Annotated in this window: 22 protein-coding genes; 4 read left to right on the top strand and 18 right to left on the bottom strand. The window is 46.8% G+C overall.

The window, feature by feature from the left end; all coding sequences use genetic code 11:
• Positions 1-5 precede the first annotated feature (5 nt).
• Positions 6-140 (bottom strand): 50S ribosomal protein L34, encoded by a 135-nt coding sequence (gene rpmH / locus SULKU_RS14690; protein WP_013459438.1) that lies wholly within the window; start codon positions 138-140, stop codon positions 6-8.
• Positions 141-285: 145 nt separating this feature from the next.
• On the opposite strand from rpmH, the gene SULKU_RS02910 reads away from it, so the two are divergent.
• Positions 286-810 (top strand): hypothetical protein, encoded by a 525-nt coding sequence (locus SULKU_RS02910; protein ID WP_013459437.1) that lies wholly within the window; start codon positions 286-288, stop codon positions 808-810.
• On the opposite strand, the gene SULKU_RS02905 is transcribed toward SULKU_RS02910, so the two are convergent.
• The 3 genes from SULKU_RS02905 to SULKU_RS02895 all read right to left on the bottom strand — a co-directional run bounded on the left by SULKU_RS02905 (position 807) and on the right by SULKU_RS02895 (position 4,523).
• A complete protein-coding gene (locus tag SULKU_RS02905) occupies positions 807-1,160 on the bottom strand; it encodes a hypothetical protein (protein ID WP_013459436.1) in 354 nt (117 codons plus the stop codon). The two genes, SULKU_RS02910 and SULKU_RS02905, sit on opposite strands and share 4 nt — an antisense overlap.
• 8 nt (positions 1,161-1,168) lie before the next feature.
• Positions 1,169-3,748 (bottom strand): ATP-dependent Clp protease ATP-binding subunit, encoded by a 2,580-nt coding sequence (locus tag SULKU_RS02900; RefSeq protein ID WP_013459435.1) that lies wholly within the window; start codon positions 3,746-3,748, stop codon positions 1,169-1,171.
• Between the two features lie 76 nt (positions 3,749-3,824).
• Positions 3,825-4,523, bottom strand: a complete 699-nt coding sequence (locus tag SULKU_RS02895; RefSeq protein ID WP_013459434.1) for a DUF445 domain-containing protein — start codon at positions 4,521-4,523, stop codon at positions 3,825-3,827.
• 73 nt (positions 4,524-4,596) lie between these two features.
• On the opposite strand from SULKU_RS02895, the gene SULKU_RS02890 reads away from it, so the two are divergent.
• Together SULKU_RS02890 and SULKU_RS02885 are read left to right on the top strand one after the other, a co-directional pair.
• Positions 4,597-5,085 carry a hypothetical protein gene (locus SULKU_RS02890; protein WP_013459433.1) on the top strand — a complete coding sequence of 163 codons (489 nt, stop codon included), beginning with the start codon at positions 4,597-4,599 and terminating at the stop codon, positions 5,083-5,085.
• Complete coding sequence (locus tag SULKU_RS02885; RefSeq protein ID WP_013459432.1) at positions 5,085-5,510, top strand: hypothetical protein; 426 nt, start codon at positions 5,085-5,087, stop codon at positions 5,508-5,510. The genes SULKU_RS02890 and SULKU_RS02885 overlap by 1 nt, the downstream gene beginning before the upstream one ends.
• A 90-nt stretch (positions 5,511-5,600) precedes the next feature.
• On the opposite strand, the gene SULKU_RS02880 is transcribed toward SULKU_RS02885, so the two are convergent.
• The 14 genes from SULKU_RS02880 to SULKU_RS02815 all read right to left on the bottom strand — a co-directional run bounded on the left by SULKU_RS02880 (position 5,601) and on the right by SULKU_RS02815 (position 20,833).
• A complete protein-coding gene (locus SULKU_RS02880) occupies positions 5,601-6,905 on the bottom strand; it encodes an aminopeptidase P N-terminal domain-containing protein (RefSeq protein ID WP_013459431.1) in 1,305 nt (434 codons plus the stop codon).
• A 117-nt stretch (positions 6,906-7,022) separates the two neighbouring features.
• Positions 7,023-7,517 carry a chemotaxis protein CheW gene (locus SULKU_RS02875; RefSeq protein WP_013459430.1) on the bottom strand — a complete coding sequence of 165 codons (495 nt, stop codon included), beginning with the start codon at positions 7,515-7,517 and terminating at the stop codon, positions 7,023-7,025.
• Between the two features lie 2 nt (positions 7,518-7,519).
• Positions 7,520-10,018 (bottom strand): hybrid sensor histidine kinase/response regulator, encoded by a 2,499-nt coding sequence (locus SULKU_RS02870; RefSeq protein ID WP_013459429.1) that lies wholly within the window; start codon positions 10,016-10,018, stop codon positions 7,520-7,522.
• Positions 10,019-10,028: 10 nt separating this feature from the next.
• Positions 10,029-10,973, bottom strand: a complete 945-nt coding sequence (locus SULKU_RS02865; protein ID WP_013459428.1) for a chemotaxis protein — start codon at positions 10,971-10,973, stop codon at positions 10,029-10,031.
• A gap of 9 nt (positions 10,974-10,982) precedes the next feature.
• On the bottom strand, positions 10,983-11,714 hold the full coding sequence (locus SULKU_RS02860) for a UDP-2,3-diacylglucosamine diphosphatase (protein ID WP_013459427.1): 732 nt from the start codon (positions 11,712-11,714) through the stop codon (positions 10,983-10,985).
• Positions 11,704-12,717, bottom strand: a complete 1,014-nt coding sequence (argC, locus tag SULKU_RS02855) for an N-acetyl-gamma-glutamyl-phosphate reductase (RefSeq protein WP_013459426.1) — start codon at positions 12,715-12,717, stop codon at positions 11,704-11,706. The genes SULKU_RS02860 and argC overlap by 11 nt, the downstream gene beginning before the upstream one ends.
• A complete protein-coding gene (gene greA / locus SULKU_RS02850) occupies positions 12,704-13,201 on the bottom strand; it encodes a transcription elongation factor GreA (protein WP_013459425.1) in 498 nt (165 codons plus the stop codon). The genes argC and greA overlap by 14 nt, the downstream gene beginning before the upstream one ends.
• Positions 13,202-13,309: 108 nt before the next feature.
• Complete coding sequence (locus tag SULKU_RS15265; RefSeq protein WP_013459424.1) at positions 13,310-14,914, bottom strand: methyl-accepting chemotaxis protein; 1,605 nt, start codon at positions 14,912-14,914, stop codon at positions 13,310-13,312.
• Between the two features lie 191 nt (positions 14,915-15,105).
• Positions 15,106-16,860, bottom strand: a complete 1,755-nt coding sequence (locus tag SULKU_RS02840) for a GGDEF domain-containing protein (protein WP_013459423.1) — start codon at positions 16,858-16,860, stop codon at positions 15,106-15,108.
• Positions 16,861-16,943: 83 nt separating this feature from the next.
• Positions 16,944-17,297 (bottom strand): hypothetical protein, encoded by a 354-nt coding sequence (locus SULKU_RS02835; RefSeq protein WP_013459422.1) that lies wholly within the window; start codon positions 17,295-17,297, stop codon positions 16,944-16,946.
• A gap of 92 nt (positions 17,298-17,389) precedes the next feature.
• The gene (locus SULKU_RS02830; protein WP_013459421.1) at positions 17,390-18,034 is read right to left on the bottom strand and encodes a tRNA threonylcarbamoyladenosine dehydratase; all 645 of its coding nucleotides are present in this window, start codon (positions 18,032-18,034) and stop codon (positions 17,390-17,392) included.
• Positions 18,031-18,798, bottom strand: coding sequence for a 5'/3'-nucleotidase SurE (gene surE / locus SULKU_RS02825; RefSeq protein ID WP_013459420.1), 768 nt, complete (start codon positions 18,796-18,798; stop codon positions 18,031-18,033). Before surE ends, SULKU_RS02830 begins: the two co-directional genes overlap by 4 nt.
• Positions 18,799-20,100 (bottom strand): ArsS family sensor histidine kinase, encoded by a 1,302-nt coding sequence (locus SULKU_RS02820; RefSeq protein WP_013459419.1) that lies wholly within the window; start codon positions 20,098-20,100, stop codon positions 18,799-18,801.
• Between the two features lie 70 nt (positions 20,101-20,170).
• The gene (locus SULKU_RS02815) at positions 20,171-20,833 is read right to left on the bottom strand and encodes a response regulator transcription factor (RefSeq protein WP_041666725.1); all 663 of its coding nucleotides are present in this window, start codon (positions 20,831-20,833) and stop codon (positions 20,171-20,173) included.
• Positions 20,834-20,890: 57 nt separating this feature from the next.
• On the opposite strand from SULKU_RS02815, the gene SULKU_RS02810 reads away from it, so the two are divergent.
• Positions 20,891-21,238, top strand: coding sequence for a VanZ family protein (locus SULKU_RS02810; protein WP_013459417.1), 348 nt, complete (start codon positions 20,891-20,893; stop codon positions 21,236-21,238).
• Positions 21,239-21,243: the final 5 nt, after the last annotated feature.

Here is a 21,243-nt window from a genome sequence, read left to right as displayed (position 1 = left end):
GCTATTTAGACAGCCAATCGTTTTCTACCTTTAGCACGACGAGCGTTCAATACTCGGCGGCCGTTTTTTGTCGCCATACGAGCGCGAAAACCGTGTGTACGTTTACGTGGCGTATTATGCGGTTGGTATGTTCTTTTCATAGCCATTCCCTTTAGAAATTTTTAGCACGCAATAATAGACAATTCTTACTTAAAGGTCGATTAAGCTTTGTGCAAGCTTGTTAAAACAATCGCAAAAACAGCCGATATTGTCACCAACTTTCAATCTTATACTAAAGGTACAGTGATGACAACTGCCACTTCTTTAGATGCGTACCGCTCGCATGAACTTAATTTATATATGAAAACGAGCAGCGGAGATACCCTCGCTCTCAATTTTCAAAACGAGCAATCCCTATCATTAAATGAAAAAAAATCGGGAAACAGCAAAGAGCAATCGTTTTCATTCTCTTCGATGCAGGCTTTTTCCTTTAAAATGGAAAGCAACGGTATCAGCGAACAGGATCAAAAAGAGATCAATGCGTTTATGAAAAAGGCGCAGCCCTACATCGATAAATTTATGAAAGAGTTACAAGATCAAAACCAAACCTCACCGATCAACAAAGTCGCGTCGGATATAACAAAACTGATCGGGAATCTGAAACACAGCGATGAAAATGTCAAAAATCAGGCGAAAAAAGGGGTCGTTGATCTATTTGACAATGCGGTCAATAGTACCAAGAGCACGGAAAAAATGATCGACGAAGCGCAAAAACTGCTCAAAAAAGTACTTGAGGGATTCGATAAACTTTTCGAACCGTTATACGCTTAAGGATTTAAAAAATCCCGCAGCGTCGGCTGTAGCGACTGCCCTTTAGGGGTGTTGCCCAGATTTAAAGACGTTTTGAGCTTCATATGGCAATCGCGGCATTCACGGATTACCATATGCTCGGCTACGCGCGATCCCTCGATTTTGGCAACCGGATGACATGCGAAACAGTCACTCCCGCAATCGGCCATTTTTGCCGGATTAGCACTATGACACTTTATGCATGTCGTCATCGGTTTATGCCGTTTATCGGCATCGATGTTTTTAAGGAGTGCGGGGTGACAGGTCATACAATCCCCCGTACATCCCCACAACGGTAATAATAAAATAAAAAATAGAGCAATCGTTTTCATGAAACGGATTATGCCACAGTTACATTAATCTCTTCATCTTTTGCATCAAACGTGACCGACGAACCCTCATCCACTTCTCCGCCGAGAATCAAATCGGCCAGACGGTCTTCGACGATCTCGTACAATGCCCGTTTCAATGGACGCGCACCGTAGACCGGATCAAATCCCGCACGCGCGATATAGCGTTTCGCACTTTCGGTGAGGGTGAGAGTAATATCACGCTCTTCCACTTTGGCCGAAATATCTTTGAAAAACAGATCGACGATGCTGAGGATTTGCGCTTCACCCAGCGGATTAAAGACCACCACATCATCCAAACGGTTCAAGAACTCCGGTTTAAAGTGTTGTTTAAGTTCACCCAATACCATCTCTTCCAACTTAGGGTCGCCGTGATGCGCCATGATCTTGTCGCTGGCGATATTAGAGGTCAAGATGATGATCGTGTTGGTAAAATCGACCACGACCCCTTTGTTATCGGTCAGACGCCCGTCATCGAGCACCTGAAGCAATACGTTAAAGACATCGGGATGGGCTTTTTCCACCTCATCGAACAAAATAACGCTGTACGGCTTGCGGCGTACCGCTTCGGTGAGCTGTCCCCCCTCATCGAATCCGACGTACCCCGGAGGGGCACCGACGAGGCGTGACACGGCGTGTTTCTCCATATATTCGGACATATCGATACGGATCATCGACTCACTGCTGTCAAAGAGGAATTTCGCCAGCGTTTTCGCCGTCTGCGTTTTCCCGACCCCCGTAGGTCCGAGGAACAGGAACGATCCGATCGGACGGCTTTTATCAGAGAGTCCCGCTTTGTTCCGTTTGATCGCGCGCGCTACGGCGTGGGTTGCACGCTCCTGCCCCACAACATCACGGTTGAGTTCATCTTCGATATGGAGAATCTTCTCTTTTTCACTTTGGAGCATTTTATTCACCGGAATTTTCGTCCAGCGGCTCACGATTCCCGCGATAGAGGCTTCATCGACACTGTTTTTAAGCAACGTCCCCTCTGCGACCATCACTTTCCACTTCTCTTGAAGCGCTTTTTCTTCCTCGAAAAGTTTCGGTATCTGGCCGTATTCGATCTCGGCGGCTTTGTTAAAATCGGCCGCTTGTTTCGCGCTTTCGGCTTCACGGCGTTTGGATTCGATTTCGGCTTTGATCTTGGCGACCCGCTCGAACACCTCTTTTTCATGGGCAAACTGCGATTCCAGCGTTCGTCGCTCTTCGCCCGCATCCGCCAATTCACGCTCTATCTCTTCGAGACGTTTGGTGTTAGCGACAGACTCTTCCATTTTAAGCGCCTCTTTTTCCACCTGAAGCTGCGTTAAGCGGCGTTTGACCGCGGCAAGGGCGTTCGGCTCCGATTCGATCTGCATTTTCAGCTCGGCTGCCGCCTCGTCGATCAAATCGATCGCTTTGTCCGGCAGAAACCGATCATTGATGTAACGGTCGGAGAGTTTTGCCGCCGCTACCAGCGCCGAATCGGTGATCGTTACGTTATGGTGCGCTTCGAGGCGCTCTTTGAGTCCGCGAAGGATTTGAAGCGACTGGTTGACGCTCGGCTCATCCACATTGACCGGTTGAAAACGGCGCTGCAACGCCGCATCTTTCTCGAAATATTTACGGTACTCTTTGAGAGTCGTAGCCCCGATCGTATGCAATTCTCCCCGCGCCAGTGCCGGTTTGAGGATATTGGCCGCATCCATCGATCCCTCCGATGCACCCGCACCGACGATGGTGTGAATCTCATCGATAAAGAGGATGACGTTGGCCGATTTTTTCACCTCATCGATGACCGCTTTGAGGCGGTCTTCGAACTCACCGCGATATTTTGCTCCGGCGATCAATGCGCTCATGTCCAAAGCGATAACCCGTTTGTTTTGGAGACTGAGCGGTACCTCTTTGCTATAGATGCGCTGCGCCAATCCCTCAACGAGAGCCGTTTTACCGACACCCGGTTCACCGAGGAGGATCGGATTGTTTTTCGTTTTACGGATCAGAATCTGCATCATCCGCCCGATCTCTTCGTCCCGTCCGATCACCGGAGAGAGTTTCCCATCGGCTGCTTCACGTGTCAAATCGATCCCGTATTTGGAGAGTGATTCGAGATTTTCATCGGCCGTTTGTGATTCGATCTTTTGCCCCGCTCGGGAAGCTTCAAACGTTTTAGCCAATTCGCGCAAATCGACGTATTTGCCCAAAATCGATTTAAACGGATCGTTTTGGAGATTGGCGATGATATAGGTATCAATCGCCAAAAAGCTGTCGCCGTTTTTCGCCATCTCTCCGCTGCTCACTTCGAGCGAATGGGCAAAGTTCCGCGATAGACGAATACTCTCTTTCGTAACGTGTGAGGCACTCGGCAGCTTTGATGCCGCACTTTTCACATCGAGTTCGATAGCGGTTTTATCGATGCTCATTTTGTTGAGCATCTGATTGAGAGGCGAGTTGCTGTTTGCCAGCAATGCCCATAAAAAATGGATCGGTTCTACTTCGCTGTTTTTGTTATGCAAGGCAAGAGAGATCGAGGACTCGATCATCTCGGTCATTTGGTGGGTAAGTTTTTCAAAAATATTAGATGCCATAAAATTCTCCTAAATTGAGTTACAAGAATTATATTACTTTGAGTCACTTATTGTCAAGTCTTTTGCATAAAATCTTTTAGATAATAAAATAAGAGGCCAATCCGATAAGACCTCCGAAGACGCCTCCCCATACGACAAGCCATCCCAAATGCTCTTTTATCAGGGTATGAAGCATCTCTTTGACCATCATCGGGGTCAGCTCGGCAAGGCGTAATTCTACAATCTCACCAATCGTATCGGTCATGTGCCCGCTTTCATGATGCATATGCTCGTTCAACGCCATCATAAACGATTCACTCTGAGATATCTCAATCGTAGAGAGTTTAATCTTCTCCAAAAAGGGCTCTTTTAATTTCCCGATGATCGCTTCACCGCCGAACATTCCGATCATCCCCCCCATCGGTGATTCCATCACACTTTTGACCAGCGCATCGTATGCAGGGGTAAAATCGGTTTGTTGGATGATGGGGGTCAAATCGATAGAGCGTTCCTGTGTTTTGACAAACGCTTCAATCTTTTCAGGGGTAAAGAATTGCTCCATAATTAGGTTTTTTATCGCTTCGCGTATCGATTCGAACCGATCGAGTATAATCCCCGAGCCGTACAAAAACGGAACTTTTTCAAACAGCATGTGAATAGCCAGCTGATTGGTTACGGCACCGGAGAGGGCGAATAGACCCGCACTCCGCAACGCCGCACCCGCTGATCCCTCTACCATATACGAAGCTCCGACAACGCCCAATGACACTCCGTTAGTGATCCATCCTTTATCCATTTCAAAAACTCCTATCGTTAATGCCCGTATTATACAAAAAAGGCTAAAGTTACACCCAAAAAAGGAGAGGTAGATGATTTTGCATACTATGGATACTTTGCTCAGATCGGGTGAATCGTCTGCCATTTTAGGAGCCGTCTCCACGGCATTGGAGCGAAGCGATGAGGCTCCGTTTTGGCGTCAGAAGTCTGTCCCGTTTTGTGAAGCTATTTTGAGCGTCCTTATTCCTCTGCGAGAACAAAAACTCTTATTTGATCCCGAGGGGAACCCCCATTCTGAACTTACGTCGGCTCTTTTTATCCGCTGGTGCGATCTGCTTAGCCTTAAGACGCTTGCATTTACCCTTACGCATAGCAATAAAGAGGAGAGATTAGTGCGTACCAAACTATCCTCCGATCTTTGCGCTGTGTATACGCCGATCGATCTGGAAATTTTGGGAAAATATCTCAGCGGCTACAGCGTCAATCTGCGCGATGAATGGGTCGATTTTCCGATCACCAACTACAATCTCCATATCGGAATGACGTCGCTTATCACTAAAATACTCGAAGGAAAAGTCTAATGCAGGAAATGCAGCCCCTTAAAGTCAACAGCTACCTCTCTGCGGGAGAAATCACAACCCTTCTGGAGAAGGTCGAATATATCCTGATGGCATCCCCTTCTCTGATGCCCGAAGAGCACCCGATCCATTTCACCATTATCCTTAATACCGCCGATGTTATCCCCGAAGATGTCAAACCGCTGATTTTGGAAAAATTCTGCCGTGAATTGGATATCACCGCGACAAGCCATGTGCTAAGCAACCGTGAGCGGATCGCGTTTGCCCTCACCTCCCAAAAGACTCCGATGCCAAAACACATTATCGATGATGCCGAAGCCAATAGTATTCCGTGGACCTTGCTGCATATCATCGATTTTCTAGGGGATTCACAAGGGTTTAAAGAGGCCAAAGACGGCCTCAGCGGATGGAGTTATAGTTATAACTAATTTTATACGCTATCGGAGCAAAGCCCCGATTAGCTATGTTAACACTGAGTTTCCTTCGGCAGGAAGCCCACGCACACTTGTGTGCTATTTTTACTTCTTACACATCGCTTCAATCTCATCGACTGTTTTCGCAATCATCGCCGAGAGGTTCTCATAACCGCTTTCGGTGACGAGGATATTATCCTCGATACGGATACCGATGCCGCGGTAGCGTTCGGGGACACTCTCATCATCGGCGCGGAAATAAAGCCCCGGTTCGATCGTCATCACCATCCCCGCCTCAAAAGCCAACGCTTCCCCCGCTTCATCCACATACGGACACGGATCATGGACGTCCAACCCCATCCAATGCCCGATCCCGTGCGGAGAATATTTCTTATGCTCTTTGGCTTCCATCAACTCACTTCGCTCACCGCTCAATACGCCCAATGCAATCAACGCGTCACAAAGCAGTTCTTCGCTGTAGGTTTGGAGCCAATCGCGTTTAACACCCGGAGCTATAGCCTCGATCACACGGAGCTGCACCTCTAATACCGCGTTGTAGACTTCACGCTGTGCATCGCTGAATACTCCGTTTACGGGAAAGGTGCGGGTGATGTCGCTCGCATAGAGTTCTATCTCACACGCCGCATCGATCAGTACCAGCTCTCCGTCTCGGAGTTCATCGCTATTGTCGACATAGTGCAGAGTATTGGCATTATTCCCTCCTGCGACAATCGTACCGTAAGCTTCGGTATGGCCGCCGCCGTTAACGAAAACATACGCCATTTCGGCCTGCAGCTGATACTCCTTCATCCCGGCATGAGAACGCTTCATCGCGGCATGATGGGCATCCGCAGTCAATGCAACGGCTCGGCGGATCGTCTCAACCTCTTCAGGTGCTTTAATAAGGCGCTGTGATCGGATCAGATGGGTAATATCACGGAAGGAGCGGATATGACGTTTGACACCGCGCGTTTCGCGCAGCAGTCTGGCTGCCAGTTTGGCTTCGCTCAAGGCCTCCGAATCGTCAAAAAGATCGATGTAGAGGTTCACATGTTCGCGCAAAAGTTCTTTGACTTCATCGGGGAAATCTTTAATGTTGCGGACATCATCGACATCAAAACGCTCTTTGGCTTTCTCTATACCGTGGCGTGCACCGTTCCATAGCGTATATTGTTCATCATACGCTTCCACATACAATATCGTTTTTGTCTCGCTGTGGTTTTTGATCAAAATCAGTAACGAATTGCTTTCATTAAAGCCGGTCAGGTAGTAAAAATCGCTGTTTTGACGGTAGGGGTGTTCGGTATCGTTCGACCGCAGCGCAGGCATCGCTGCGCTAATGATCGCAACACCTTGCTCCATACGTTCAAGAAGCTGCTTGCGTCGGTTGGAATAATGGATTTCTTTCATGAGGGTATTGTGCCATAATTAAAAAAAATCGCAAACGGTTTTGGTAATTCAGTAGATGAGAACGCAGTGTTAAAGCAGCTAATCGGAACTTAGCCGATTAGCATAGAGAATTCTAAATCAGAAATTTCTTTCCAAAAGTTTTCCGACTTTGAGAATCGTGATGATGCGGTCGGCCTGTTTACCGACGCCGTCGATCATACTCTCTTCCTCAGAAATCGTATCCGGCGCCGGTCCGACATCTTTCTTCGGCAAACGTATCGCTTCGGTGAGACGGTCAATGACGAATCCGGCAACGTCATCGTTGTTTTTCATCACGATGAAACGGGTCTCTTCGGTGTGCTTTTGCATCTCCAAACCGAAACGTGAACGTAAATCGATCAACGGGATAACCGATCCGCGCAGATTGAATACCCCTAAAATATAGGGAGGTGTTTGAGGAACACGTGTCCATGAAATCGGTTTAATGATCTCTTGGATACTCAAAATGGGTACCGAAAATTCTTCGTCTCCCACGATGAAACCGACCAATTGGATCACTTCATCGATTTTGACATCATCTCCGGAGAGGGTTTTGTGCTGTTTGTTGATAATTTGTTGAAGTTTTTCGCTCATTGTTATAGCCCCTCGTTAAACTTGATATTGCGTTTGACGACATTCATCAGATATTCCGGCGAATACGGTTTTGTGATGTATTCCACCATACCCGATTCTACTCCGCGCATACGGTCTGCTTTTCCGGTACGTGACGTAACGGCAATCAGTGCGAGATTTTTATACTTATTGTATTTTTTAATCTCGGCTGCCAGAGTGTATCCGTCCATTCTCGGCATTTCGATATCAACCAGCATACCGTCGAAGTTATATTCACCCTGTTTGAGAATATTCAGTGCTTCGACACCGTCGTTGGCTTCGACAAGGGTAATCCCCATCGGTTCAAGCGCTTTGCGCATGATGGTACGGTCGGTTTTAGAGTCATCGACAATCATCACGCAGTAATCCGTCGGTGAATTTTTAGCACCGCCACGCCCTTTGGCTTCCGCACTCTCCTGACCTACGGTCGATTTGACCGATTTTGCCATCTGCATCAATGCCGCAACGTCAACGATCAACGTTACGCCGCCATCGCCTCGGATAGTCGCCCCTGCGATCCCTTCAATCCCTTTAAGATATTCACCCAAAGATTTAATAACGATCTCTTCTTGCCCGACCAATGAATCGACGATAAGTCCGATTTTGCTCTCTGCCAGTCCGAGGACAACGACGTACGCGTGTTCGCTGTTGTCAAATACACGCTCAACTTCAAAAATGTCCCCGATATGGACGAGAGAGAGGACTTCGTCACGCAGACGCATGACCGAGCGGCTCTCAACCGTATAAATCTCGTCTTTGCTGATACGTACCGTTTCAAGAACCGATGCGAGAGGAATCGCATAATACTCTTCCTGAACCCCTACCAGCAACGCTTGGATAATCGCCAGGGTTAGTGGGATTTTGAGTTTCATCGACGTACCTTGACCCACTTCCGAGTCAATATCGATCATACCGTTAAGTTTTTCGATGTTCGTTTTAACAACGTCCATCCCCACACCGCGGCCCGAAACGCTGGTAACCTGTGCGGCTGTTGAGAATCCCGGACGGAAGATGAGACCGAAAGCCTCTTTCTCCGACATAGTATCGGCTTCTTTTTCGGTAATGATATTCTTTTCGATCGATTTTTGTTTGAGCATTTCGGCATCAAGCCCTTTACCGTCATCAATAATCTGGATGACGATATGGTTACCTTCATGATATGCTTTAAGCTGAATCGTTCCGCCCTCTTCTTTACCGGCTGCAAGACGTGCTTCCGGTGTCTCGATTCCGTGGTCGCATGAGTTGCGGATGATATGTACTAACGGATCGCCGATCTCTTCGACGATCGATTTGTCAAGTTCCGTCTCTTCCCCTGTAATTTCAAGCTCAATTTTTTTGTTAAGCTCACGGGAAAGGTCGCGAATCATACGCGGGAATTTGTTAAACACTTTCCCGATCGGAAGCATACGTGTTTTCATAACGGCGATTTGCAAGTCGGTCGTAACCAAAGAGACAATCGATACGACCTGGTTAAGCTCTTCGAGGAAAGCTTCCCCTTCGTAGCGCTCTTCGACATCATCGTTGATTTTGATCAAACGGTTTTTACCCAGAACGAGTTCACCGATCAAGTTCATCAAATGGTCAAGTCGTTTGACATCGACACGGATAGTTTGCTCAACCGCCGAACCGCCGCGGTTTTCATCGTCTTTGGACTCGACTTTTTTCGGTGCCGGCGCAGCAGTTTTAGCCGCAGGAGCCGATTCGCTTTTATGTGCAGCTGCAGGGGGAGCCGCTACCGGAGCAGGGGCAGGGGCAGATTCTGCTTTCGGTGCCTCCGGTTCTGACCCTTTTTGTGCGCGTTTCGCCGCATCTTCCGCTTGGCGCAAAGCGATTAGACGTTCAATTTCCGCTTCGACTTCCTCTTCGCTCATCCCCGAGTAATCAGGCTCTTCTTCCGTTTGAGCACTCGACGTTTCACCGGCATGTGCAGCCCTTTTCGCAGCATCTTCCGCTTGGCGCAAAGCAATCAGACGTTCAATTTCCGCTTCAACTTCCTCTTCGTTCATTCCGGAATAATCCTCTTCCCCTTCCGAAGTTGCAGTAGTAACGACAGGTTCAGGCGCAGCGGCAGGCGCATCTGCACTTTTCGGTATAGAGGTTCCGTTCGCTACCGCATCAAGACGGAGAACACACGGCTCAACTTCCAATCCGGAGTCTTCACCGCTGTCGCGGATACGGACGAGAAGCGCTTTCATCAAATCGATCGATTCGAGGATAACGTCCATGACATCGGCATCAATGACCAAATCCCCGTGACGAGCCATATTCAACAGGTTTTCCATATGGTGGGTCAAATGGGTCAATACATCGAAATTTAAAAATGAACTTGCCCCTTTAATCGTATGGGCTACCCGGAAAATACGGTTGAGCAAATCCAAATCGTCAGGTCGTGATTCCAATTCGACCAGGTCTTGGTCAAGCTGCTCTATCAGTTCAAACGACTCAACCAAAAAGTCCTGTAATATTTCTTGAAATTCATCCATTGCCTATCCCCTATTGAATATGTGCACGAACGACACGTGCTACTTCATCGTAAAATAAATTTGAATCAAATTTGACCAGATACGCTTCTCCGCCTGCCTCTTTGCCGCGAAGTTCGCTAAAATAATCGCTGATAGACGAATTGAAGACGATCGGTATCATTTTAAATCGCGGATCCGCTTTCACGTTGGCGGCAAAATGGAATCCGTCCATCAACGGCATTTCAATATCCGAAGCGATAAGGCGAAGCTTGCTGGAAATATTCTCACCGTATTTAGCGTACATATCTTCCAGAATTTTCATTCCGTTTTCTCCGTCTGTCGCTTCGATGACGTCAAAGCCCATTTGTTCCAGCGCCTCTTTGATAATACGGCGTGCCGTAGAACTGTCATCGAGAAGAAGAACATAACCGCTGAAATTGTATTTGCCGTCTTCAAGCTTTCCGCTTGCAGGCTGATACAAACCGAGTTCCTGAACGACGCTTTCCAAATCCAGAATCAAAAGAACCGCATCGTCTTCGATACGGGTAACTCCTGTAATCTTGGAGCTGTCCATTCCGCCATCCCCGGATACGAAGGATGCCGGTTCGATATCTTTCCAGTTGATACGGCGGATACGTTTGGCTTCATGCACGACGCATCCGATCAGGATGTTGTTAAATTCGGTAATAATGACCCGAGACTCTTTCTCGACCCCGTCCGGTGCATCGACACCCATCCATTTGGCCAAATTGACGACCGGAATAACGACACCGCGAAGATCGAATATCCCTTCGATAAACGGCGGGGTTCCCGGCAATTCCGTCAATTTCGGAAATCGGATAATTTCACGTACTTTGGCGACGTTGATCCCATAGATCCCTTCGTATACCTCATCGCCTTCGCGTTTAAATATACGAAAATCGACGAGCTCCATTTCGTTGCTGCCGACTTTTAAAATATCACCTTGTCCCTTCATAGGGGCTCCTTACGAAAAACTGCATTCACGCAGTAACGTCTTATTTTGATTTGATTGTACAGTAAAGTATCTTTCATTGCAAGCAAAAGCACCGACGTTAATGTAATCAAATTGAGGGAATTTTATGCTTCGGTTCTGGTGGAAATGACCCTCGATTAAAACATCAGCCGAGCCGCTTTTAAACCCGCTCAGGCGCTGCTCTGTCAAACGTTCAAAATCGTCAATATTCCGGCAATGCGATTTTCGTTTCATCTGCTCTTCCAGCCAACTTACGATAAAGCCTCCACCCAGAGTATCCAGCATACGCAAAAAAGCTAACAGCAAAGGATTTCGGATCAGCGCCGTATAGAGTTCATATCCCCATCCCATACTGCTGTCGCCGTGTGATAAAGCAACTTTCTTCCCCTCATAATCCATGACAATAGGCTGCTCTTCTCGACGGATGACGGTAATACCCGGGAATAAATCAGTGAGGAGGAAATCGTGGTTTCCCTCTAAATAGATAATCTCAATTTTTTTGCCGAGGCGGTTTAGCAGATCGATCCCTTCGGTACTGTAGCGATACGATCTTTGTATCGGGCCGTAAAGCATATCGAAGATATCCCCCATCAAAATGAGCTGAGGGGTCACTATCTTGTCTGATTCGAGGGCATGAAGAAAATCGATGAATGAGGTGCGCCACGGGGCACAGTGGGCATCTGCGATGAGAATCGCCCCCTCTTGAAGCGTTTTAAGGGACATACGCGATGCGAGGGATTCCGAGCGTTTCGTCCAGTCCCATCATAATATTGGCATTCGCCAATGCCTGCGAACTCGCACCGCGCATCAGATTGTCGATAGCGCACATTGCGACGAGGGCATTGCCGTGGCGGGTTGCATACACGTCGGCAAAATTCGTTCCAGACGTCATTTTCGTATGCGGAGGAGCTTTACGGAGACGGACAAAAGGTTTGCCGTTGTAAAAAGCCTCCATCAGAGCAAGCGGATCGCAATCGTCTTTGAGTGTCGCATAGACACACGCGAGCATTCCCCGCGTCATCGGGACAAGTGAGGGGACGAACGTCACTTTTACCGAGCCGTCGCAAAGTGCCGAAGCGTGTTGTTCAATCTCGGTCGCATGGCGGTGCTTGATAATGTTATAGCAGTTTATATTGTCGTTGACACTCACGTAATGAACCGTCGCACTCGGTGATTTTCCCGCACCCGACACCCCGGTTTTCGAATCGACGAATATCGGCTGAGATAAATCGATATGATCCAAAAACGGAGCCAATGCCATCAATGTCGCGGTGACATGGCATCCCGGATTGGCGATCAGTTTCGCCCCCTCTGCACGCTTGCCGTGAAGTTCAGGGATCGAATAGACTGCATGGGAGAGATTGTCCAAATCTTCGTGTTCGCAATAAAACGCTTCGTAATTCTCCTGACTCAAACGGTAGTCGGCGGAGAGATCGACCACTTTGAGCCCTTTAGCCAATAACCCTTTGGCCGTCTGCATCGCCGTTTTATGCGGAAGCGCCAAAAATACCAGCTCACACAGCTGTGCCGTACGCTCAATATCGACTTTTTCGACATTCAAATCGCATACGCCCATGAGGGCGGGATGCAGGTCGGACACTGTTGTCGCACCTTCGGTATTGGCACAATAAACGAGATTGAAAATCGGATGGGAAATGAGCATTTTTACGAGTTCTAAACCCGTATAGCCGCTGACTCCGATAATGCCGACATTAATGGCTTTCAAACACGATCTCCTGATATTTCACTTCGAGCACTTCAAAATTTTTGGTACCGCCGGGGAGTTTTGCGTTCAATTCATCCCCTTCCTGACGTCCTAAAAGCTGTTTTGCCAGAGGAGAGTTAAATGAGATCAGTCCGCGGTCAGGATTGCTTTCGCACCCTCCGACGATCGTATAGGTAACCTCTTCATCGCTCTCCAAATCACACAGCACCACCGTAGAGCCAAAACTGACACGGGCATGTTCGAGTTCACTCGGGTCTACGATCTGAGCTCGAGAAATCACTTCACCGAGTTCTGCGATTCGAGATCCGATAAATGCCTGCTTTTCGCGTGCCGCATGGTATTCGGAATTTTCTTTTAGGTCTCCGTACTCTTTGGCACGGTCGATTTCGACATTGACAGCCGGCAAATCGATATTTTTTAGGGTATTCAACTCATCGCTGAGACGTTGAAACCCGTATTTGGTCATAGGTTCTTTTTGTTCCACTGTTTGCTCCGCAGAAATAATAATGGAACATTATACCAAACCTAATGATATTTAGCCTCTCAAAAAGCGCTTCTATCTTGCGGGAAGCACCTTTTTTATGTGTCGCAATTAAATTTTAAAAGCAGAAATTTGCGCAGACATATTTTCTGAAACCTTGTGCAAATGTTCAGCCGCAGACGCTATCTCTTCAACACTTCTGGCATTGGAGGTGGACATCACTTGGATTTTATTGATTTCATCAATAATCATATCGTTTCGTTCGGTATTGACTTTCGCTTTTTGGGCAACATCGTTCATACCGCCTACGGTTTCGATCAACGTATTTACCGCCATATTTGTTTGTGCTTCAACATTCAAGGCTGATGTTGAGAGTTTCTCCATCTGCTTGGCATTACGGTTCATCTGCTCTGACATATCCATAATGGACTGAACAATTACGTTTACGGTAGCATTCGATTCTACAAGACTTTTTTGGGTTCTCTCCGCCAGTTTTCGCACTTCATCGGCAACAACGGCAAATCCGCGTCCGTGTTCTCCCGCACGTGCCGCTTCGATAGCCGCATTAAGGGCAAGCAGATTGGTTTGTTCTGCGATATCGGATATGACGGTAAGTACGTTCTTAACCTGATCGGCTTCCTGGGTCAGTGCATTTAAACGCTCATTCATACCGTTTTCTATCTCGACCGTTTCGTTGAGCGATTCAATGGTTTCACGCAACGAACGCTGAGCCGACTCAAGGTTATTTCTCGCATTGACCGCCATTTCCGTTACCTGAGTCGTGCGGGAAAGCGCCGAATTCATTTCCATTTTAATCAGATTGGCATTTGCGGTTGTCTCTTCGACGATGCCGGACGCATGTTCGGCCTGCTTTCCGATCGACAATGAGGTAGTGGAAAGTTCGGCCGATACCGATACATTCTCAACCGCCGCATTTTGAGCCGTTGCAAATGTCTCTCTTAAAGTACGTGTCAAATCATTTATGTCATCGGCGATTTCGCTCAGCTCATTTTTCCCCTCAAGGAGAATATATTGGGTGAGATCTTTGTTGGTGACCATCATTCGGATGCGGCTGTTTAAAGTCTGTACTGCACGGCTAATGATGGAAATCGTAAAATACGCGGCTGCCAATCCGATCGTAACCGACAAAATCCCTAAAACGATCGTCATCGTAGAAGAAGATTGGGCTTTGGCAATGACCGTAGCAAGGTTCCCTTTGGCTTCATTCATCTGTGAATCCTGAAGTGCGTCAATCCGATCGGACACCTTCGCTGTGAGTTGATCGAATCTTTTCATTGACTCATCACCCTCGGAATCGCTGCGCCCGTAAGCTTTTTTCATCTCTTTGCCCGCATCGAGCATATCGGTCGCATCCTGTTTAATTCCGCTGACCTCGTTCAACCCTTTGGTATCGCCCTCTTCTTTAAACATTTTTTCAAATGAAGCAATATCCTCCAAAAGAGCTGAATACGCCTTTTCCGCCTCGTTTATAGAGTCATTCTCCTGAGTCAAAGCCGCATCATTGACAAACTGCTGGATTTGGGATGTCTGGAATTTTGCGTCCGCTGCCAAAAAGGCCTGGGGGACCGATTCCTCCGCTGTTTGATCGATAAGAGCTTTTACATTTTGAGTGTTTATAGTACCTATAACCGCATTGATTACCACCATTATAATGATGGAGCCGATACCGACACTGATTTGTTGCTTTATGGTCATATCTAGCCCTTTATACTAAAACTTAGCTGCTATTTTTAAGTACTATATATGATTAATGGTAATTAAGGGGTGAATTTAAAATAACAAATACCCATGAAAGTTATACGGTTGCACAGCATGTTCCGAAATTACACACTATTTTACTTGTTTTAACAATATTTTTTTGAAACAAAACAACAGAAAGTTATAGGCTAAGAACCGATGATGCTCATATGATTGGGAGATTTTTTTGCGTTTTTCTTTTCCATGGCAAACGTCCGCTGAAGATGCTCGCTTGACGTGATCCCCGAATGGCTTCCCATTCGGATAACCACGGAGCTTACCCCTAAAAGTTTAAATTCACGGCTATTGCCGTCACGATCTTCCGCGACGATACATCCGCGTTCACGATCGGCCGGCTCGTAAAAAGCTCTCACCTCATCGCTGAAGGTTGCGATCAACGTTTCGACTTCGCCGCATATTTTTTCAAACGTGTGCGACTCATCCAAAACGGCACCTACAAAAAAGTCATCTCCGCCGATGTGACCTTTGAAATAATCGGCACACAATACTTTATGCATTAACTCGGCAAAAAGCAAAATGACCCGATCCCCGTTTCGAAAGCCGTAATAATCGTTATAGGGTTTGAAATGGTCAAAATCGAAATAAACCAATACGGCATCCGTGCCGCTTTCGATTACATTGGCAATATATTCGTTAATCCTGAAATTTCCGGGAAGGCGTGTCAGAGGATTTTCGTCACGTGCACGGATCAGATTGCGTTCATGCACCACCTCGATCATCTCCCGTGCGCTCAGATACCCGATGTAACGGGAAGACTCGACGATTAAAACCCCCGGAGCGGTCTGAGAAAGGGAAAACAGTTCAATCATCGTCTCCAGAGGCATCGTCAAATCAACTACGGGAATCGGTTCGATATAGGTTTCAAGTGCGGAGAGGTTGGAAGAGCGGTTTTGGGTTAAAGAGCGCCCGTAGGGAGAACAGGCAATCGCTTTGAGCTGATGTTCATGAATAATCCCGACCGGATGCATAGCGGCGTCCAACACTGGAACCAGATAGGTACCCTTTTCATTCAATAGATCCAGTAACGTCTCCATCGAATCGTGAATCATAATCGATTTGAGCGGTTCAAGCCGTTTCAATATAATTTTTTGATTGCTTAGCGCGCGTTTTTCGCCTTTAAAAGCAACCATGTTCGTTAAATATTTTTCAGCGATCAATGTACAATCAACACTCGGGCGTTGAATAAAATAGCCTTGCACCATGTGACATCCGATCTCTTTGCACACCATAAGTTCCCGTTCGGTCTCTACTCCCTCGGCAATCACCCGGCATCCGAGCAGAGTTGCAAGTTGTACCATATTGCGGACCAGCAGCTTTTTTTTCGGATCTTTATCGATTTCGCTTAAAAAGAAACGGTCGATCTTTATGATGTTCGGAGTGCAGTGATACAGAAGTTTATACCCTGATTGACCGATCCCGAAATCATCAATCGCGATACAAAATCCCTCATCGCCGTAATGGTGCATCAATTTGGTAAAATGGTCCAAATTTAGAATTTCATTGTGTTCGGAGAGTTCAAAAACGATCGATTTGGGATCAAGATTATGGCGTTTAAGCAGGCGATGGGTATTCCCTTTGGAAAAGTCAGTCATCTCCAATACACGATTATCAAGATTGTAAAAAAGTTTGAGTTTCTCATGCCCTTCGATCAAACAGAATTTTTCAATCACTTTTTTACGAAGCTGTACATCGAACGTATACAGGATGTTTTCTTCGTACAAACGGTCAAAAAAGGAAAAAATACTTTCATACCCCAGCGTATCGGTTCCGCGAAGTAATGCTTCTACACCGAAAGTGATGCCCGAATGGATATCAACGATGGGTTGAAATGCCACATCCAAGACTTCAAGATAATGATGATAGAGGGGGTGCAACGGTTCCATAATGGAAAGTATAGAACCCGCTTGTCACCGTAAGGTTACAAACCGTTTATTTTCGATATCGCACCCTGTGAAAATTTATACGGCTAAAAAGCGATCTGTGTAATCCAAAGAGAAGATATGAGCAAGAGGGTAATAATGCTTAATACAGAGAGATAGCGATATATTTGCGTCAACCCGAAAAGCGGTTTTCCGTCCACGAATATCCCTACCTGAACCGCGGTAATCATCATCGATACCATGGAGGCAAAAACAAAAAGAATCGGTACGAACACATAAAGGTTCTCGTACATAAAGCCATACGCCAACAAGCTGACAATTGCAACCGCCGTCATAAGATGCTGTGCTAAAAACAGTGGGGAAAGCCGTTCCTCTTTTTTATGAACACGGGCAATTTTAAAATACAAAAATGAGAGAAAAAGTGCGCAGTAAAATACCATTGAAAATCCCGGGGAAAATTTCGGGGAGTGTATCGTAGTTATAATTAATCATACATGAATATTATATTTATTATAATAAAATAAAAGATTTACTACTTTAATAAACTGATTCTCCGTAACGCCAATGAACACATCGCCAGTCCGAATGCTCCCGTTACGGCCACAAAGCTCCCTTTTTCTTTTATCCTCGGAAGCTCGGATGAGCAGATGCAGCTGAAATCGCCCTTAAACTTACGTTTGCGCAGCTCGTTTCGAAGTTTTGAGGCAAAAGGGTCTCCTTCGATTTTCCAAAAAGAACGTACTTCTATTTTCGTAGGATCAAGCCGTTTGGCGGAACCGACCGAGGAGATAAGCTTCGGATAACATTTTTGGATAAGGGCAAGTTTAGCACGCGTATCGTCGATTGCATCGAGGATCAGATCATACGGCTCAAAATCAAACGTTTCGACCCATTCGGGGGTAATTTTTTCCGCCATAGCGATCACTTCGGGATAGTGGGTTTTGAGTGCTTCGACTTTGAGTTCCCCCTCATGAGATTCGGAGTGCATTTGGCGGTTTTGGTTGGTGAGATCGTAGCGGTCAAAATCGACGATCGTAATGTCACGGACGCCGGAGCGGTAAAGGCAGTCGAGACAAAAACTCCCTACCCCTCCGACACCGAGCATGAGGATTTTGGCATTATGAAACTTCTCAAAATTCTCTTCGCCGAACACGAGGCGGGTGCGGGTATGTCTCACAGCCACTCCCGCAGCTGCTGCATCGATTTGTACGCACTCATATCGAGTTTGATCGGTGTCAACGACACTTTCCCCGCCTCAATCGCTTCGAAATCGCACAAAGCGCTCCGTTTCTCACGCGGTTTGAATTCCAGCGGGTGGAGTCCGAGCCAATAATATTCCAGCCCTCTCGGGTTACGGTGCAGGTGCGCATCATTAGCATAATAGCGATATCCTGCATACGTCACCGCGAACTCCAACTCGTCTACATCATAAGGGATATTGACGTTCAAAAATTCCCGTTCGTTCAGCGGAAAATCTCCCGTCAAAATCTTTTCGGCAAGATGGCGGATCGCTTTTTTAGCCAATGCAAAATCGCCGATCGGCTGTGTAAAATCCATCACCTGAGAGACGGCGATCGCCGGAACACTGTGAAGTACCGCTTCCATCGCCGCCGCCGCCGTACCCGAGTAGGTAATGTCCTCTCCCATGTTCGAGCCTTTATTGATCCCGCTGATCAGCAAATCGGGCTTTTGATCGTCGAACATCGAATGAAGCGCCAGATAGACGCAATCGCTAGGCGTTCCGTCATCCAGTTTGTAAAAATCGTCCCCTACACAGATAAAGCTAAGAGGACGGGTCAACGTCAGCGAATGCCCGCATGCCGATTTCTCAGTCGATGGGGCGACAACCGTGATCTGCCCCAAACCGTCCAGTGCTTCGATGAGGGCTAGCAGCCCTTCGGATTCATATCCGTCATCGTTGGTAATCAAAATTTTTTTCATCTATCTCCTTTTGATTTTTGCCGGTACGCAAATAAAACAGTTGTATTCACCGCGCCGCTCATACGCCAAAATATAGTCGTGCTCTTTTAAAATCGCATCGACGATATAAAGCCCCAGCCCGAAACTGTCCTTCGTCGGAGCTTCTTTGGTAAACGGCTCGATATAATAGCCCAGAGGATGTTTGAGCACTTCGCCCGTATTGGCAAAAATGATCTCCCCCTCTTCCGTCCAAATGCGCATCTTTTTTTCGGGGGAGTATTTAATCGCGTTATCAATCAGATTTTTCGCCGCCGTTACAAAAAGGCGGTAATCCACCTCTACTTTGATCGATGCATCGATGTTCCTCTCAACGGCATCATACTCCACCATTGCCAAATCGATCGCACCGTCGATAATATCGATAAGCCGATACTCGCTTTTTTGATGATGCTGATTCCCCGAAGCGATCTCTTCGATCAGGGCAAACTCGCCGATGAGTGACTCTAGCCGCTCAAAAATTCCCTCAAACCGTCCGCGCTGTTTCTCATCACTGAGCATTGTCGCGACGATTCTCCCTTTGGCAATCGGCGTTTTAAGCTCATGCATAATATTACGTAAAAATAGGGTACGCGCTTCGATGAGGGCACGAATCTTGTTTTGGGTCGAGTCGAGTTCATTGGCGATCAAAGCGATTTCATCCGACCCGCTGATACGAAATCGTACCCCCATATCCCCTTCTCCGAAACGGGCGATCTGTTTGCGCAAATGGCGCAGCGGACGCAGTCGGTAGATAATCAGGGCAAAAGAGGTGAGCAGAATCATCATCAGCGTTCCGTATGCCGAAATAAGATTCACCGGATGATACGGCTCAATACTCCGATCTTCAAGGAGCATACTGTGGCGTGCGGACTCTACCCAAAAATAGATATTCCCCTGATACTCAATCATAGAGGTGATTACTTGCTGTGAAACGTGGGTATCGAAGGATGAAGACGGAAGTGAAAAATCCTGCATCAAATCATCGGCCGTATTGCCGTCACTTTTAAGTACTTTTCCGTAACGGACAATTGCTTCATACGCATGATGATCTAACACTTCATCCAAATTGTACAGTGCCAAATTGGCTTCAAATATCGGCTGGGATATCTGTTTTACCAAATAGGTATGATAGATCTGACTGATAAGGGAGTGCTTGCTGAAGATGTTGTCGATATGTTTCGCACGGTTGTTTTCATAAAGCTGGTAAAACGTATAGCTGACACTCGATACGGTCACCGCCATGGCAAATACGACGGTAGCCAGAACCGCATTATTTTTAATCATTTTGATTTTGAACGTGCAAGGAATAAAATCCCTTGCCCTACACTAGCCCTTTCAGGGCAGAGTTTATTTCTCATTTTAATAATTTATACCCGATACCGCGAATCGATTCGATCAGCGCTTTATCTCCGAGTTTGTTTCGGATACGTCCCATCATAACATCGATGCTTTTGTTCGAAGAGTCTTCATTAATCGCGGAAACGTTGTGGATCAAGTCTTCGCGTGAAACGACCATCCCCTGTTTTTTGATCATGTGCGCCAAGATGCCGTATTCCGCATTGGTCAACTCAATCGGACGATTTTTATAGCTGATCTGCATGGCCGATTCATTCAGTTTAAAATCGCACGCACTTTCCGACGCCGCTATCGAAACCGCATCGTATCGGCGCAATACCGAATGGATACGCGATACCAGTTCTCGGGGATCATAGGGTTTCGGGAGATAGTCATCGGCTCCGAGTTCAAGGGCATTGATCTTATCGGTCACGTCCGAGCGTGCCGAAGAGATAATGATCGGAATATTCTGCCTAGAGCGGATCGCTTCGCATACTTCCAGCCCGTCCATCCCCGGCAGGGTCAAATCCAAAATGACCGCATCAAATTTTTCGAGTTTGAGAATACTGAGGGCTTTGAACGGATCGTCTTCCGTCGTCACTTGAAAATCGTACTGTTCTAAAAATTCGGTCAGGATCTCGGCAAGCTCAAGATCATCTTCAATCATTAATATTTTACTCATGAAGATATTGTAACGAAGAGTGGGTTAATAGTTTCCTAATACAGTACAATGCTTTGTATGAAAACGCTCCTCTACAAAACCCTCTTTTACCTCAATTTCTTTATTATCGAATATCTGGCTCTCACCCCCCGGCATATCGAAATCATCGAGAGTTTTTGGGACAAGCAAAACCATTTCGTCGCTTTTTTGGTTTTGTACCTCTTGCTGGGAATGGCTTACAGAGATTTCTCTACCGCTCAAAAAACGGTCATAATGACATTCATCGCGTTTCAGATTGAAATTGTCCAGTACTTTATTCCGGGACGTTATTTTTCTCTTTTGGATATCGCTGCGGACGCTATAGGGGTGATTGCGGGGATTATCGTCTATCGGTATTTAGTTCCCAAGTTTCACCTCGGGAACTAAAACGC

The organism is Sulfuricurvum kujiense DSM 16994 (assembly GCF_000183725.1).
Lineage (GTDB): Bacteria > Campylobacterota > Campylobacteria > Campylobacterales > Sulfurimonadaceae > Sulfuricurvum > Sulfuricurvum kujiense.
This window is presented reverse-complemented; position numbering and strand designations above follow the sequence as displayed.